The 13,910-nt window shown below is 70.7% G+C and carries 13 protein-coding genes and 1 tRNA gene; 6 read left to right on the forward strand and 8 right to left on the reverse strand.

What is annotated here, in order from left to right:
* Nucleotides 1-198: 198 nt before the first annotated feature.
* Nucleotides 199-2,529: a transglycosylase domain-containing protein gene (locus ABTY56_RS13225; protein WP_350628849.1), complete on the forward strand. Its 2,331-nt coding sequence runs from the start codon at nt 199-201 to the stop codon at nt 2,527-2,529.
* A gap of 11 nt (nt 2,530-2,540) precedes the next feature.
* Here ABTY56_RS13225 and ABTY56_RS13230 read toward each other — a convergent pair whose 3' ends face one another.
* On the reverse strand, nt 2,541-3,722 hold the full coding sequence (locus ABTY56_RS13230; protein ID WP_350628851.1) for a winged helix DNA-binding domain-containing protein: 1,182 nt from the start codon (nt 3,720-3,722) through the stop codon (nt 2,541-2,543).
* Nucleotides 3,723-3,847: 125 nt separating this feature from the next.
* On the opposite strand from ABTY56_RS13230, the gene ABTY56_RS13235 reads away from it, so the two are divergent.
* The gene (locus ABTY56_RS13235) at nt 3,848-4,012 is read left to right on the forward strand and encodes a hypothetical protein (protein WP_350628853.1); all 165 of its coding nucleotides are present in this window, start codon (nt 3,848-3,850) and stop codon (nt 4,010-4,012) included.
* A gap of 119 nt (nt 4,013-4,131) precedes the next feature.
* On the opposite strand, the gene ABTY56_RS13240 is transcribed toward ABTY56_RS13235, so the two are convergent.
* Nucleotides 4,132-4,434, reverse strand: coding sequence for a GroES family chaperonin (locus ABTY56_RS13240; protein WP_097240225.1), 303 nt, complete (start codon nt 4,432-4,434; stop codon nt 4,132-4,134).
* 197 nt (nt 4,435-4,631) lie between these two features.
* Nucleotides 4,632-4,973, reverse strand: coding sequence for a DUF3618 domain-containing protein (locus tag ABTY56_RS13245; RefSeq protein ID WP_350628854.1), 342 nt, complete (start codon nt 4,971-4,973; stop codon nt 4,632-4,634).
* Nucleotides 4,974-5,146: 173 nt separating this feature from the next.
* Here ABTY56_RS13245 and bcp point away from each other — a divergent pair, with 173 nt between their 5' ends.
* Entirely contained in the window at nt 5,147-5,620 is a 474-nt protein-coding gene (gene bcp, locus ABTY56_RS13250) for a thioredoxin-dependent thiol peroxidase (RefSeq protein ID WP_350628856.1), read from the forward strand.
* 91 nt (nt 5,621-5,711) lie between these two features.
* Here the strand turns inward: bcp and ABTY56_RS13255 are convergent, their stop codons facing one another.
* The gene (locus ABTY56_RS13255; RefSeq protein WP_350628890.1) at nt 5,712-8,036 is read right to left on the reverse strand and encodes a chitinase C-terminal domain-containing protein; all 2,325 of its coding nucleotides are present in this window, start codon (nt 8,034-8,036) and stop codon (nt 5,712-5,714) included.
* A 377-nt stretch (nt 8,037-8,413) separates the two neighbouring features.
* Here ABTY56_RS13255 and ABTY56_RS13260 point away from each other — a divergent pair, with 377 nt between their 5' ends.
* A complete protein-coding gene (locus ABTY56_RS13260; protein WP_350628858.1) occupies nt 8,414-9,061 on the forward strand; it encodes an HNH endonuclease signature motif containing protein in 648 nt (215 codons plus the stop codon).
* A gap of 61 nt (nt 9,062-9,122) precedes the next feature.
* Nucleotides 9,123-9,207: transfer RNA gene (locus ABTY56_RS13265), tRNA-Leu, on the forward strand.
* A 59-nt stretch (nt 9,208-9,266) separates the two neighbouring features.
* Here ABTY56_RS13265 and rdgB read toward each other — a convergent pair.
* The 4 genes from rdgB to ABTY56_RS13285 all read right to left on the reverse strand — a co-directional run bounded on the left by rdgB (nt 9,267) and on the right by ABTY56_RS13285 (nt 11,711).
* Nucleotides 9,267-9,872 carry an RdgB/HAM1 family non-canonical purine NTP pyrophosphatase gene (gene rdgB, locus ABTY56_RS13270; RefSeq protein WP_350628860.1) on the reverse strand — a complete coding sequence of 202 codons (606 nt, stop codon included), beginning with the start codon at nt 9,870-9,872 and terminating at the stop codon, nt 9,267-9,269.
* A gap of 31 nt (nt 9,873-9,903) precedes the next feature.
* Nucleotides 9,904-10,293, reverse strand: coding sequence for a hypothetical protein (locus tag ABTY56_RS13275; protein ID WP_350628862.1), 390 nt, complete (start codon nt 10,291-10,293; stop codon nt 9,904-9,906).
* A 309-nt stretch (nt 10,294-10,602) separates the two neighbouring features.
* Nucleotides 10,603-11,328: a ribonuclease PH gene (rph, locus tag ABTY56_RS13280; RefSeq protein ID WP_350628864.1), complete on the reverse strand. Its 726-nt coding sequence runs from the start codon at nt 11,326-11,328 to the stop codon at nt 10,603-10,605.
* A gap of 149 nt (nt 11,329-11,477) precedes the next feature.
* Nucleotides 11,478-11,711 carry a PTS sugar transporter subunit IIB gene (locus ABTY56_RS13285; protein ID WP_030060521.1) on the reverse strand — a complete coding sequence of 78 codons (234 nt, stop codon included), beginning with the start codon at nt 11,709-11,711 and terminating at the stop codon, nt 11,478-11,480.
* 410 nt (nt 11,712-12,121) lie between these two features.
* On the opposite strand from ABTY56_RS13285, the gene ABTY56_RS13290 reads away from it, so the two are divergent.
* On the forward strand, nt 12,122-13,411 hold the full coding sequence (locus tag ABTY56_RS13290) for a PTS transporter subunit EIIC (RefSeq protein ID WP_350628866.1): 1,290 nt from the start codon (nt 12,122-12,124) through the stop codon (nt 13,409-13,411).
* The last annotated feature ends 499 nt before the right edge of the window (nt 13,412-13,910 follow it).

Here is a 13,910-nt window from a genome sequence, read left to right on the forward strand (position 1 = left end):
GCGGAGCTGCCGAAGTGGGTGCGCTATGAAGTTCGCATCTTTCACCGTACCTCCGGCACCCACGCCCCGCACCCGGTTTTCCGCCAGTCGCAGCGACACCCGCACCCCGGCGCGAGAAGCAGCAGCCGAAGCACACAACAGCGCACGTCAGCCCTCTGCACGCCGCTGATCGGACGTCAAATAGCACATAATCACGGCATGACCTTGAGCACCCGACGCCAGGCCAAGCGGGCCGCCCGCCGCGAGGCCCGCCGCGCCCTCCCGCTCTGGCGCCGACTCCTGCCCACCTGGCGGATCACCCTCGGCACGCTCACCGCGCTGTTCCTGCTCGCCGTCGGCGGCTTCGCCGTGCTCTACGTCATCGTCCCGGTCCCCGACCCCAACGCCCACGCCGTCGCCCAGAACAACATCTACCTCTACGCCGACGGCACCACCGAGATCGCCCACACCGGCGCCGTCAACCGCACCGACGCCACCATCGACCAGATCCCGCTGCAGACCCAGCAGGCCGTCGTCTCCGCCGAGGACCGCACCTTCTACCAGAACCGCGGCATCGACCTGAAGGGCATGGTCCGGGCCGGCTGGAACACCCTGACCGGCAAAGGCATGCAGGGCGGCTCCACCATCACCCAGCAGTACGTCAAGAACTACTACCTGACCCAGAGCCAGACCATCGAGCGCAAGGGCCGCGAACTCCTCATCGCCCTCAAGGTCGACCAGCAGCGCGACAAGAAGGACATCCTCGCCGGATACCTCAACAGCAGCTACTTCGGCCGCGGCGCCTACGGCATCCAGAGCGCCGCCCACGCCTACTACGGCGTCGACGTCTCCGAGCTCACCCTCACCCAGAGCGCCTACCTCGCCTCCCTCCTCCAGGCCCCCAGCCTCTACGACGTCAAGACCGCCACCCCCGCCAACCGCGAGAAGGCCGTCGCCCGCTGGAACTACACCCTCGACGGCATGGTCCAACTCGGCTTCCTCACCACCGCCGACCGCGCCGCCGCCACCTTCCCCGACCCGATCGACCCCCAGCCCGCCACCGGCCTCTCCGGCCAGGCCGGCTACCTGGTCGGCGTCGCCGACGACTACCTGATCTCCTCCGGCACCATCGACGCCGCCACCCTCAAGGCCGGCGGCTGGCGCATCACCACCACCTTCGACAAGCCCCGGCAGGACGCCTTCGTCAAGGCCGTCCAGGACGAACTCACCGGCGACCTCGACCCCAAGTCCCGCCCCACCACCGACACCGACGTCCGGGTCTCCGGCGCCTCCGTCGAACCCGCCACCGGCCGCGTCGTCGCCGTCTACGGCGGCCCCGACTACGCCAAACAGCCCTACAACGACGCCCTGCGCCAGGACAACCAGATCGGCTCCACCTTCAAACCGATCGACCTCGCCGCCGGCCTGCTCGCCCAACACACCCTCGACGGCCGCCCGATCACCACCGAGACCCACTACGACGGCGCCAGCGAACGCCCCGTCACCGGCGGCCCCACCCCGTACGCACCGCCCAACGAGGACGACGTCGACTACGGCAGCATCACCCTGCGCTACGCCATGGTGAAGTCCGTCAACTCCGTGTACGCGCAGGAGGGCGTCGACGCCGGACTCGCCCGCGTCCGGGAGACCGCCGTCAAACTCGGCATCCCCGACAACGTCCGCGGCATGGACCCGGCCAACACCTCAATGACCCTCGGCACCGCCACCCCCAGCGCCCTCGACCTGGCCGGCGCCTACGCCACCCTCGCCGACCACGGCCAGGCACACACCCCGTGGTCCGTCCTCAAACTCGAACGCGCCACCCCCGGCGGCGCCATCGACGTCCCCAAGATGCCCGACCACAACCCCACCGACGCCATCGGCCGCACCATCGCCGACTCCGTCACCGACGTCCTGCGCGACGTCGTCAGCCCCCGCGGCACCGGCGCCGCCGCCCTCGACCTAGGCCGCCCCGCCGCCGGCAAGACCGGCACCACCGACTCCAACCTCTCCGCCTGGTTCGCCGGCTACACCCCCGAACTCACCACCACCGTCGGCCTGTTCCGCGAGAACCCGAAGACCCACGCCAAGGAACCACTGGCCGGCACCGCCGGACTCACCAGGATCAACGGCGGCACCATCCCCACCAAGATCTGGACCGCCTACATGACCGCCGCCCTCGACGGCACCCCCACCCAGCAGTTCGACCTGCAGACCGGACACGACACCCCCGGCACCGACACCTGGCCCACCGCCACCGGCACACCCTCCCCCGAGACCGGCACCACCCCCACCACCGGCGGCAGACCCACCGGCACCACCCACACACCCGGCACGGCCCCCACCCACGCACCCAGCGCACCCGCCACCACCGGCGAACCCGCCCCCGGCCGGACCACCCCCACCCCGCAGGCCCCCCAGCCCACACCCAGCCACGAACAGCCCAGCCCCACCGCCAAGCCCACCCAGACCCACCCGCCCCGACCCACCGACCCGCCCACCGCCACCGGCGGCCCCGCCACCCACCCCGCGGCAACCCCCACCCCGTAGGCGCCCGCGGGCTACCGCTTCGCCACCAGCTCCTTCTCCCACGGCGTCCGGAACCGCGGCGTCACCCGCACCTCCCCCAACCACCCCGCCAACCGCTCCGCCTCCACCGCGACCGCCCTCCCGGCCTGGGCCCCGACATCCCGGAACAGCCGCCACACCACCTCGCCGTCCGCCCGCTGCGCCCAGCCACCCACCACCTCGCCGCACCACCACACCGCCGGCCCGGCGTTGCCCGCCCGGTCGAACAGCGCCGGCACACCCTCCGGCCGCAGGTACCAGTCCCGCCCGCGCCAGCCCATCACCGCCGGATCCAGCGCGGGCAGCAGCGCCGCCCACGGCTCCGGCTCCACCACCGGGACGTCATCGCCCGGCAGCACCAGCCCGGCCACACCGCCCGCCAGCTCCACGTCCTGCGCACCGACGTCCGCCAGCGCCTTGCGAACGTCCCCCAGCGTCCAGCCCGTCCACCACTTCACGTCCTCGACCGTCGCCGGACCGTACGCCGCCAGCCAGCGGCGCACCACCTCCGCCTTCGCCTCCCGCACCGCCACGTCCGGCCACTGCGGCACCAGCGCCCACGGGTAACTGCTGCTCAACCACGAACCGCGCGGACGGCAGCGCCGCACGTGCCCGTCCGACGCCAGCAACCGCAGCAGCCGACTGCCCACGCTCTGCTTCGCCTCGTACGCCTTGCCCGCTGACATCAGCATCGTCTCGCGCAACTGCGGTACGTCGTCGCCGAGTTCCTTCGTCGTCGCCTCACCGCGCACCGCCAGCGCGGCCAGCACATCCCGCTCCGTCGCGGCCAGCCGCGCCTCGTCCCAGCCCTCGGCGTGGTCCCGCAGGTGCTTGAGCAGCGTCGCCCGCTCCTTCGCCGCGATCGCCCGCGCCGCCGCCGAACTCACGTACGGGGCAAAGCCCTCCGTCACCGCGAAGATCGTCCGCCGCATCGACAGCAGCTTCACCAGCGAGACGTCCTCGTACAGCGCCCGGTCCACCTCCGCCGCCGAGGGCTCGACCAGCCGCGCGCACGCCGACAGGTACACCGTGGCCGCGTCCGTCGCGTGCAACCCGACCACCGCGTCGGCCACGTCCTCCACCCGCGCCGCCCGCACCGAGGACGCCAACAACTGCCGCCGGCCCAACCGGGCCCGACGCTCCCCGTCCCCCATCACCGGCACACGCCTCGTCATGGCGGGACCCTAACGCCCCCCACCGACACATCCGGTCCGACACCCCCGGCAGCGATGTCCATCGCCCGCCCCCGACCCCCGCCTCCGCTGATACCCCGAAGGTATGACGGCGAACACAACAGGTCTTGGACGACACCGACCCGCGCCACGCAGGATCGAAACACCTTCCCCGAAGCTCCCCGGGCCTTCCCGGACCCGAGGACGCCGCCGAGGCGTACGGGTACCTGATGGAACAGCGCTTCGCCACCGGCACCGTCGTCACCGTGGACGGCGGCACCCTGCTGGTCTGAGTGCCGCCCGGCCGACGGGGCGCCGCGACCGGACGGCGGACCGGACGGTCGCCCGGAGCGGCCACTCGGAGCGAACGGTCAAGCGTCCGCGAACGCACCCTCCGGACCCGGCCCCGCTGCTACAGGTACAGCCCGGTCGACCCCTCCGTGTCACCGAACCGCGTCGCCGCCACCGCGTGCAGGTCACGCTCGCGCAGCAGCACGTAGGTGGCGCCGCGGACCTCGACCTCCAGCTTGTCCTCCGGGTCGTACAGGACGCGGTCGCCCGGCTCCACCGAGCGCACGCTCTGGCCCACCGCGACCGCCTCGGCCCAGGTGCAGCGCTTGGACAGCTCCGCGGTCGCCGGGATCAGGATGCCGCCCGTCGAGCGGCGCTCGCCCTCGGCGCCCTCGATGCGCACCAGCACGCGGTCGTGCAGCATCCGGATCGGCAGCTTCTCGCCCAGCCGGTCGTGCCGGGCCTCGTCGTGCCGGTGGTCGGAGTGGGTCTCGTCGTTCGTGCTCACGATCCCGACGGTACCGCCCCCGGGCGCGGAGCGTGACGCTGGCCCGGCATGCGGAAGGCCGGGCGCGCAATCGCGCCCGGCCTCCACCCGCGTTCCGCGTTCCGCGTTCCGCCTCAGTCCTTGCGGCGCTTGCGCGACGAGGCGACCAGCAGCACCAGGCCCACCCCGACCAGCGCCGCCGGGACGATCCGCTCCCGGCGCGGCTGCCCCTTCTCGTCCACGAACTGCGCCTTGACCTTGTCCACCATGCCGCTGGCGGCCACGTACGCCCGGCCGGCCCGCTCCTCGACGGCGGCCGCCGCCTTGGCCTTGACCTGCGCGGAGAGCGTGCTCGGGTGAACGCGCACGGCCAGCTCGTCCAGGGTCGACGCCAGCCGGTCGCGGGCGCTCGCGATGTCCGCCTCGATCTGGGCGGTCGTCCGCGCCGACTTGTCCTGCGTGCTCGCCTCGCCCACTCGGGCCACCCCATTCACTTGCCGATGTTGATCTGTGCGATCGGTTGCGCTCTGTGCGACTGACCCAGTGTGTCAGCTGCCGCGCACGGTCGCGCGGCCCCACCCACCATCGGGGGTAAGTTTGCCGTGGTACGACCGCCCGTCCCAGCAGCACGCACCAGGAGAGTCCACCCATGACTGAGCGTCTCCAGCCCGGCGACACCGCACCCGCCTTCAGCCTGTCCGACGCCGACGGCAACCGGGTCTCCCTCGCCGACCACGCGGGCCGCAAGGTCATCGTCTACTTCTACCCCAAGGCGCTCACGCCGGGATGCACCAAGCAGGCCTGCGACTTCACCGACAACCTGGAGGTCTTCGCGGGCGCCGGCTACGACGTCATCGGCATCTCGCCGGACCAGCCGGAGAAGCTCGGCACGTTCCGCGAGACCGAGAACCTCAAGGTCACCCTGCTCTCCGACCCGGACAACAAGGTCCTGGAGGCGTACGGCGCCTACGGCGAGAAGCAGAACTACGGCCGTACCTACCAGGGCGTGATCCGCTCCACGGTCATCGTCGACGAGCAGGGCAAGGTCGAGCGCGCGCTCTACAACGTCAAGGCCACCGGCCACGTCGCCAAGCTGCTGCGCGACCTCAAGATCGAGGCCTGAACCGGCCGACCGGGAACGCAGCGGTGGCGGCACACCCCCCGACCGGGTGCGCCGCCACCACCGTCCCTCACCTCTGCGGACCGCTGTCGGCTCAGCAGGTCCCGAGGTCGCTCCAGACTCCCCACGCACCGCTCGCCGCGGGGTCGTCGCCCTTGGTCCACCACTTGTTCTGGTAGTAGTGGCCCTTCCACGACACCTTGGTGGGCGTCGCGTACGTGGTGCCCGCGTCCCAGCCCGGCGCACCCGCGCAACCGGCCGGCGTGGTCGGCGGCGTGGTGGGAGGCGTCGTCGGCGGAGTCGTGGGGGGCGTGGTGGGCGGGGTCGTGGGAGGCGTGGTCGGCGGGGTCGTACCGCCGTCCGTCGCGCCCCTGGTCAGGTCGCCCTTGATCCCGTACAGCGTGCCGCCCACGTTGACCGTCCAGTTCGACGGCGTGGACACCGGCAGGTAGTAGACGAAGTCCATGTCGACCGACGCACCCGGCGCCAGCGACTGCCAGCCCGGCAGCTTGACCGACACCCGGTTGTACGTGCCCTTCAGCCCGCCCACGTTGCCCGGGCCCGGGTTGTCCTGCCTGATCACCTGCAGCCCGAAGCCGGACTGGTCCTTGGCGTTGCCCGGCGCCGAGTTGCCGTAGTCGAACTGGAACTCGGTGCCGCCCGGCAGGGTCAGCGTCGAGTTGTTGAGGATGTGCAGCTTCGGGTTGATCGGGTAGTTCGAGTCGCCCAGCGCGAAGTTGGTGAACGACACGTCGATCGGCAGGGTCTGCTGCGGCAGCGCGACCGTCGAACGGCTCGCACCGTACGGGGCCGCCGACTTGAACTTGTCGTACATCAGCGAGGTCAGCGTCGAACCGGGCACGTACTCGCCCTTGCCGCCGTTCGCCGCGGCGTCCCACCTGTAGTCGCCCGCGAGCTCCCAGATCATCGCGCCGCCGGCGCCCTGGTTGACGATGTAGTCCGCCTTGGCGCCCACCGACGTCTCGTCCTCGGTGGAGAGGAACACCTTCTTGGTGTCGTTCCACAGCCACGGCGCCACCAGCGCGGAGCTGTAGTTGCGGGCGTAGGTGCCCTGCAGCGCGGTGTCCGTCACGCCGTACTTGGCGAGGTAGTCGGGCAGGATGCCCTTCTCCAGGTTCTTGGCGTGCCACATCGGGTTCGACCCGGCCGGGGACTCCTTGCCCGCGTCGTCCTTGTCGTTCCAGATGTTGTCGATGCCGACCGCGCCGTCACCGCAGGAGGTCAGACCGGAGCCGACCGGACAGCTGGTCGCGGACGCCGTGCCCCAGAGGCCGTTGGTGCCGCCCTGGACGTTCTTGAAACCGCGGGTGTAGTACGGCAGGCCGACGTTGATCCGCCCACCGGGCATCGCCCCGCGGAAGTAGTGGTACGACCAGTCGGCGTTCAGGTAGCCGATGCCGCCGTACTGCCCGGTGCCGTAGACGTTGGCCGCCGCCAGCTCGCCGTCCTTGCCGTCGTCGAACAACGAGGCGTTCGGACCGACGTACTTGTTCCAGGCGCCGTGCAGGTCGTACGACATGATGTTGACGTAGTCCAGGTACTGCGCCACCTGGAAGGTCTCCATGCCGCGCAGCAGGTAGCCGGACGACGGCGCCGCGACCGACAGCAGGTAGTGCCTGCCGTCGGCGGCGCCGGCCTTGTCCAGGCTCTCCCTCAGCGTCTTCATCAGCGCCGCGTAGCCCTTGGCGAGCGAGCCGCGCTTGGAGTTGGCGAGCTGCCAGTCCAGCGGGTTGCCGGCGTCCTTCATCGAGGTCGGGTACTCGTAGTCGATGTCGACGCCGTTGAAGCCGTACGTGCGGATGAAGTCGACGGACGACGCGGCGAACGTGTCGATGCCCGCCTGGTTGACGCTGCCGTCCGGGTTGACGGTCATCGAGTAGAAGCCGCCGGAGCCCACCCGCTTGCCGTCGTCCCCGAAGTAGCCGCCCGTCTCGGTCCAACCGCCCACCGAGATCAGGGTCTTGACGTTCGGGTACTGCTTCTTGAACTTCGTCAGCAGGTTGAAGTGGCCCTTGTACGGCAACGTCGGGTCCAGCTCGGCACCGGGCACGCCCGGGAAGGAGATCCCGGTGGCCTCGTTGGTCGGGCCGTCCGCGCCGACGGACAGCTTGTTGTCGCCGCCGACGTGCCCGAAGGCGTAGTTGAGGTGGGTGACCTTGTCCCAGGGGATGTCGCTCACCAGGTACGGCTGGTCGCCGTTCTTGCCGGTGCGCCAGCCGGTGAAGTACCCGATGATGCGGCGCTGGTGGTCCGCACCCATCTTCTCGCGCCCGCCGGTGTCGTAGACGGAGCAGTACGGGACGTCCACCCCGGGGGTCCGGTACAGCCCGTCCGGCCGACAGGCCGCGTTGTCGACGGCCGCCGACGCCTGCGAGGGCGCGGCACCCAGCGTCGCCATCAGCAGCCCGGCCAGGGACGCCGCGGCCAGCGACGCCACACCCGCCCTGCCCGCCGCGCTCTTCCGACGCGAGCCGGCGGTGGGACGCCGCTCCGTCGTGGTTCGGATCAACACTCGGTCCTCCAGGAGAGAGTGTCGGCGCGTGCCTGTGGGGGAGCACGCACGTGGGGGATTCAATTGGCGCAGAAGCTATGTGGTCTGAACCACTTAGGTCAATAGGTCTGTACCAATTGGTAATCAGCAGCCAAACATCACAGGTCGGGGCGCCCGACAACCGGTCAGCCGATGGCCGAAACCCGCCCTACCCGTAACCGAACCGCGCGCCAGTCGTTCACCGGGCGAGGAAGGGGCTTCACCAGCCCACCAGAGGAACATCCATGCCGGTCAAGTACACCCGCGAACTGCTCTCGACCATCGCACCCGCTGCCGCCTCTCTCGACGAGATGCTGACCGCACTCGGCCGGGAGCCGAACCGCGACCGCCGCAAGTACCTCCGACGCAAGCTCACCGAGTACGGGGTCGACACCTCACACTTCCGCCCCGCCGGAAGCGTCTACACCCGGGAGGTTCTCCAGGAGGCCGTCTCGGCATCCCACAGCGTGGCCGGGGTCGTGCGCTACCTCCACCAGCGCCAGGCCGGTGGCACGCAGGCGCACATCGGGCGAAGGATCAAGGCACTCGGCATCGACACCTCCCACTTCACCGGTCAGGCCCACAGCCGGGGCAAGCATGCACCCACCAGGATCCCTGCCGACCGGCTCCTCATCCAGCGTCCCTGGGCGGCCAAGCGGATTCCCGGCGCCCGAATCCGAAGCGCGCTGACCGAACTCGGCCGTCCCGAGCTGTGCGAGGCCTGCGGCACCGGTCCCGAGTGGCGTGGCAGTCCGATGACCCTGGAGGTCGACCACATCAACGGCGACTGGTCGGACAACCGCCCGGAGAACCTCCGGCTGCTCTGCCCGAACTGCCATGCCGTCACCCCCAACTACTGCAGGCGGAAGACGAGCGGCCGCACCGCCGGGTGACAAGCGAAACGAAGGTGCCAGCCGTTCCATGCGCCCAGTAGCATGTTGGCCAGCAGGACAAGCGGCCGTGGCGCAGTGGCGACGCAGACGGTTTAGGTCCGTTGGCCCGTGAGGGCTTGAGGGTTCGAATCCCTTCGGCCGCACCAGGATTACCTTCAAATCGATGGGCCCGACCGGAAAACCCGGCCGGGCCCGTTCGCACATCTCAGCCCAGCAAGTCCTTCACCACCGGTACCAGCCCCCGGAAGGCCTGGCCGCGGTGGCTGATGGCGTTCTTCTCGTCCGCGGTGAGCTCTGCGCAGGTGCGGGTCTCGCCGAGGGGCTGGAGGATCGGGTCGTAGCCGAAGCCGCCGTCGCCGGCCGGGGTGGTGCGGAGGGTGCCGAGGAGGCGGCCCTCGACGACGCGCTCGGTGCCGTCGGGGAGGGCGAGGGCGGCGGCGCAGAAGAAGTGGGCGCCGCGGTTCGGCTCGGCGATGTCGGAGAGCTGGGCGAGCAGCAGGTCGAGGTTGGCGCGGTCGTCGCCGTGCTTGCCGGCCCAGCGGGCGGAGAAGATGCCGGGTGCGCCGTTCAGCACGTCCACGCAGAGGCCGGAGTCGTCGGCGACGGCGGGCAGGCCGGTGGCGCGGGCCAGGGCGTGGGCCTTGAGCAGGGCGTTCTCGGCGAAGGTGACGCCGGTTTCGGGGACGTCCGGGATCTCGGGGTAGGCGTCGGCGCCGACGAGTTCGACGTCCAGGCCGGCGTCGGTGAGGATGGCGCGCAGCTCGGCGACCTTGTGCTGGTTGCGGGTGGCGAGGATCAGGCGGGTGGACATATCGCCCACCCTACCGAGCGGCGGCGGTCCGTCAGCCGGTGCACACCTTGGTGAGGTTGCCGGCCGCGTCGCCGAGTGGCTTGAGGTCGGGGACCTGGTTCTTGTCGGCGGCCTGTTGCACGTTGTCGGCCTGCTTCTGCAGGTCCGTCACGGCCTTGGCGACGTCGGTGTTCTTCGAGTTCTTGCCGACCTGGTCGAGGTCGGTCTTGAGCTTCTGCAGCGCCTTCCCGGCGGCGGCCGAGTCGTTGCTGGCGTTGTCGTAGGCCTTGGTGACGTCGGCGATGTCGCCGGTGATCCGTACGGCGGTGCTGCCGCAGTCGATCGCCTTCTGTGCGGCGGAGCAGCTCACCATGGAGAGCGGGAGGATCGCGATGAGTCCGGCCACGGCGAGGGCGGCGGGGCGGGCGATGCTGGACGGCATCCGGTCCTCCTGTGGGGCGCGGGTTCCGTGGTGGGGGACGCGCGCCGGGGGGTGCGCGGTTCCCGCAGCGGGGGTGCTGCGGGAACCGTACGGGCTCCGGGCCCGGCGTGTACAGCAGGCTGTCCGGCGGGCCGTTGGGCGGGGCGTCCGTCCTGGGTCACGGCGGTGGGCCCGCGCCGGTTCGGTCCGCCGACGGCGCCTCAGTTCACCGACGGCCCCTCGGCACGCCCCAGCACGCTCCGGCACGCTCCGGCCCGCCCCGGCACGCCCCGGCCGGTCTCAGCACACCCCGGCCGGCCCCGGCCGGTCTCAGCCGCCGAGGGCCTTGCGCTGGATCTCGTCGAGTTCCGCGCAGCCGAGGCTGCCGAGGTCGAGCAGGCGGTCGAGCAGCTCGCGGTCGAACGGCGCGCCCTCGGCGGTGCCCTGGACCTCGACGAAGCGGCCGTCGGAGGTGCAGACGATGTTCATGTCGGTCTCGGCGCGCACGTCCTCCTCGTACTGGAGGTCGAGCATCGGGATGCCGTCGATGATGCCGACGCTGACGGCGCTGACGCCGCCGGTGATGGGCTGGCCCTTGGCGCGCAGGAGCTTCTTGTCGCGGGCCCAGGCGACGGCGTCGACGAGGGCGACGTAGGCGCCGGTGATGGCGGCGGTGCGGGTGCCGCCGTCGGCCTGGAGGACGTCGCAGTCGAGGACGATGGTGTTCTCGGCGAGGGCGCGGTGGTCGACGACGGCGCGCAGCGAGCGGCCGATGAGTCGGCTGATCTCGTGGGTGCGGCCGCCGATGCGGCCCTTGACGGCTTCGCGGTCGCCGCGGGTGTTGGTGGCGCGCGGGAGCATGGAGTACTCGGCGGTGACCCAGCCTTCGCCGCTGCCCTTGCGCCAGCGGGGGACGCCCTCGGTGACGCTGGCGGTGCACAGCACCTTGGTGTCGCCGTAGGAGATGAGGACGGAGCCTTCGGCGTGCTTGCTCCAGCCCCGTTCGATGGTGATCGGGCGGAGCTGTTCGGGGGTGCGGCCGTCGATGCGTGACATAGGCACTGAGCGTAGTGGCTCGGGGCGGCGGTTCGGATACGGCTCGGCCCGGATGCGGGGGCCTCTCGCGGTGTCCTCCCGGTAGCCCGCGGCCCGCCGTTCCCCTGGGTGGGGCGGCGGGCCGGGGCGGGTGAGCGCGGTGGCTCAGCTCACATCATGTCCTCGATGTCGGCGGCGATCGGGTCGGCGTCGGTGCCGATGACGACCTGGATCGCGGTGCCCATCTTGACGACGCCGTGGGCGCCGGCGGCCTTGAGGGCGGCCTCGTCGACCAGGGAGGCGTCCTTGACCTCGGTGCGCAGGCGGGTGATGCAGCCCTCGACCTCTTCGATGTTGTCGATGCCGCCCAGACCCGCGACGATCTTCTCAGCCTTGCTGGCCATCTGCTTTCTCCCTCTGTCTCGGCTCGCCGGCCGCTCTGCCGGGTGCCGTCGTGCGCTGTGCTGTGCTGTGGGGGTCGTCCCTCGGCCGGGGGCGGCGAGGTCCGTGCCGGTGGCTGACGCGGGGTCAGTCGTGGCCGTGCTGCCGGGCAGCGCGACCAGCATCACCCGTGCAGGTCCGGTTTGCCACGTTAGTCCACATTCGGCCCATTCCGACGGGCGGGCTCCCGAGCGTCACCCGAGGATGACGATCAGCGGGGCCGGCGTCCCGGAGTGCGGCCTGCGTCCCAAGGTGGTCTACACCAATATATGTGTACTCCGATGAACGCAGGAAGGACCCCGGGTGTTCCTGGGTCCCGCCCGAGGGTCCCGCAGGGGCCACCGGCCGGCAACCGCTTCCCGGAGGGCGAAGGATGAGTTCGGCAGGCGCCACCGCCCCGCAGACGCCGTGGTGGCACACCTTCTACGGCGGCCTCCAGAAGATGGGCCGCTCGCTGCAGCTGCCGGTGGCCGTGCTCCCCGCGGCGGGCATCCTCAACCGGCTCGGCCAGCCGGACGTGTTCGGCAAGGACGGCCTGGGCTGGGACAAGGTCGCCAAGGTCTTCGCCGCGGCCGGCGGCGCGCTGCTCGACTCCTCGCTCGGCCTGCCGATGCTGTTCTGCATCGGTGTGGCGATCGGCATGGCCAAGAAGGCGGACGGTTCGACGGCCCTGGCGGCCGTGGTCGGGTTCCTCGTCTACTACCAGGTCCTGCGCGCCTTCCCGGAGAAGTGCGCACCACCGACCGTCCTGGTCGTCGACCAGTGCGTGGACTACACCTCGGCGAAGGCGGCCGCGGCGACGTACCAGAACCCGGGGGTGCTCGGCGGCATCCTGCTCGGGTTGATGTCGGCGTGGCTGTGGGTGCGGTTCCACCGCACCAGGCTGGTCGACTGGCTGGGCTTCTTCAACGGCCGCCGGCTGGTGCCGATGATCACCGCCCTGGTCGGGATGGTGCTCGCCGTCGTCGCGCTCTGGGTCTGGCCGCCGATCGGCCGCGCCCTGAACGACTTCTCGCAGGACCTGGCCGATCTCGGTGCGGGCGGCGCCGGCATCTTCGGCGTGGCCAACCGCGCACTGCTGCTGATCGGCATGCACCAGTTGCTGAACACCTTCGTCTGGTTCCAGTTCGGTGAGTTCACCAAGCCCGACGGCATGATGGTGCACGGTGACATCCCGCGTTTCCTGGCGGGCGACCCGACGGCCGGCCAGTTCCTGTCCGGATTCTTCCCGATCATGATGTTCGCGCTGCCCGCCGCCGCACTCGCGATCGCGCACTCCGCCAAACCGCACCGCCGCAAGGAGATCTACGGCCTGATGCTCTCGGTCGGCCTGACCTCCTTCGTCACCGGCGTCACCGAGCCGATCGAGTACTCCTTCGCCTACATCGCCCCGGCCCTGTTCGCCGTGCACGCCCTGCTGACCGGCGCCTCGATGGCGGTGACCTGGGGGCTCGGGGTGCACGACGGGTTCAGCTTCTCGGCCGGCCTGATCGACTACGTGCTCAACTGGGGGCTGGCCACCAAGCCGTGGCTGATCATCCCGATCGGCCTGGCCTTCGCCGCCGTCTACTACGCGCTCTTTCGGTTCATCATCGTCAAATTCAACCTGAAAACCCCGGGGCGGGAGGACGAGGAGGAAGTCGAGGACGTCACCAAGGCCTGATTCCCGCGCCCTCCGGGCATCTCCCGCGAAGTCCCTCGGACCCTACGGTCCGGGGGACTTCGGCTTTTCAGGAAAGGACTGAATTCCCTGCCGGATAGCCGCCGGAAAGGCGATTCGGTCGCGGTCCGGCCGCGCCGGCCTCGCTTCGTAGGGGGGCCGACCGCGCGCGGGAGCGCCACATCGTGCACGTCCGCGACACCGCAGTCACTCTCAGCAGCCTCCGGGTGGGCTCCGGGGTGGCGGGATCGCCCTGCGGCCGACCCGGGCATCCGCCCCGGCCGGGCCACCGCAGGGGCGCGGCTCTTTTTGTTGCGCAAATAGCCAAAATCCCAATCCCGCCACTAATCATGATCGTCGTTCCGCGACTAGGTTTCGATTTCATAGCGCTTCCGGGCGGCAGCGCTTTCCGGGGTTCCTTGCCTTGTCCGCCCGTGCTACAAAACTGGTCTACACCACCCGTGGTGTAGACCAGTTCGCGGTTCGGCCCCCGTGCCCTCCC

The organism is Kitasatospora sp. NPDC097691, from assembly GCF_040302665.1.
GTDB lineage: Bacteria > Actinomycetota > Actinomycetes > Streptomycetales > Streptomycetaceae > Kitasatospora.

Bases quoted from the DNA above. Each gene is read 5' to 3' on its own strand.
- ABTY56_RS13225 (WP_350628849.1), top strand. From the start codon at position 199: ATGACCTTGAGCACCCGACGCCAGGCCAAGCGGGCCGCCCGCCGCGAG.
- ABTY56_RS13230 (WP_350628851.1), bottom strand. From the start codon at position 3,722: ATGACGAGGCGTGTGCCGGTGATGGGGGACGGGGAGCGTCGGGCCCGG.
- ABTY56_RS13240 (WP_097240225.1), bottom strand. From the start codon at position 4,434: ATGCTGCACGACCGCGTGCTGGTGCGCATCGAGGGCGCCGAGGGCGAG.
- bcp (WP_350628856.1), top strand. From the start codon at position 5,147: ATGACTGAGCGTCTCCAGCCCGGCGACACCGCACCCGCCTTCAGCCTG.
- ABTY56_RS13255 (WP_350628890.1), bottom strand. From the start codon at position 8,036: ATGGCGACGCTGGGTGCCGCGCCCTCGCAGGCGTCGGCGGCCGTCGAC.
- ABTY56_RS13260 (WP_350628858.1), top strand. From the start codon at position 8,414: ATGCCGGTCAAGTACACCCGCGAACTGCTCTCGACCATCGCACCCGCT.
- rdgB (WP_350628860.1), bottom strand. From the start codon at position 9,872: ATGTCCACCCGCCTGATCCTCGCCACCCGCAACCAGCACAAGGTCGCC.
- ABTY56_RS13275 (WP_350628862.1), bottom strand. From the start codon at position 10,293: ATGCCGTCCAGCATCGCCCGCCCCGCCGCCCTCGCCGTGGCCGGACTC.
- rph (WP_350628864.1), bottom strand. From the start codon at position 11,328: ATGTCACGCATCGACGGCCGCACCCCCGAACAGCTCCGCCCGATCACC.
- ABTY56_RS13285 (WP_030060521.1), bottom strand. From the start codon at position 11,711: ATGGCCAGCAAGGCTGAGAAGATCGTCGCGGGTCTGGGCGGCATCGAC.
- ABTY56_RS13290 (WP_350628866.1), top strand. From the start codon at position 12,122: ATGAGTTCGGCAGGCGCCACCGCCCCGCAGACGCCGTGGTGGCACACC.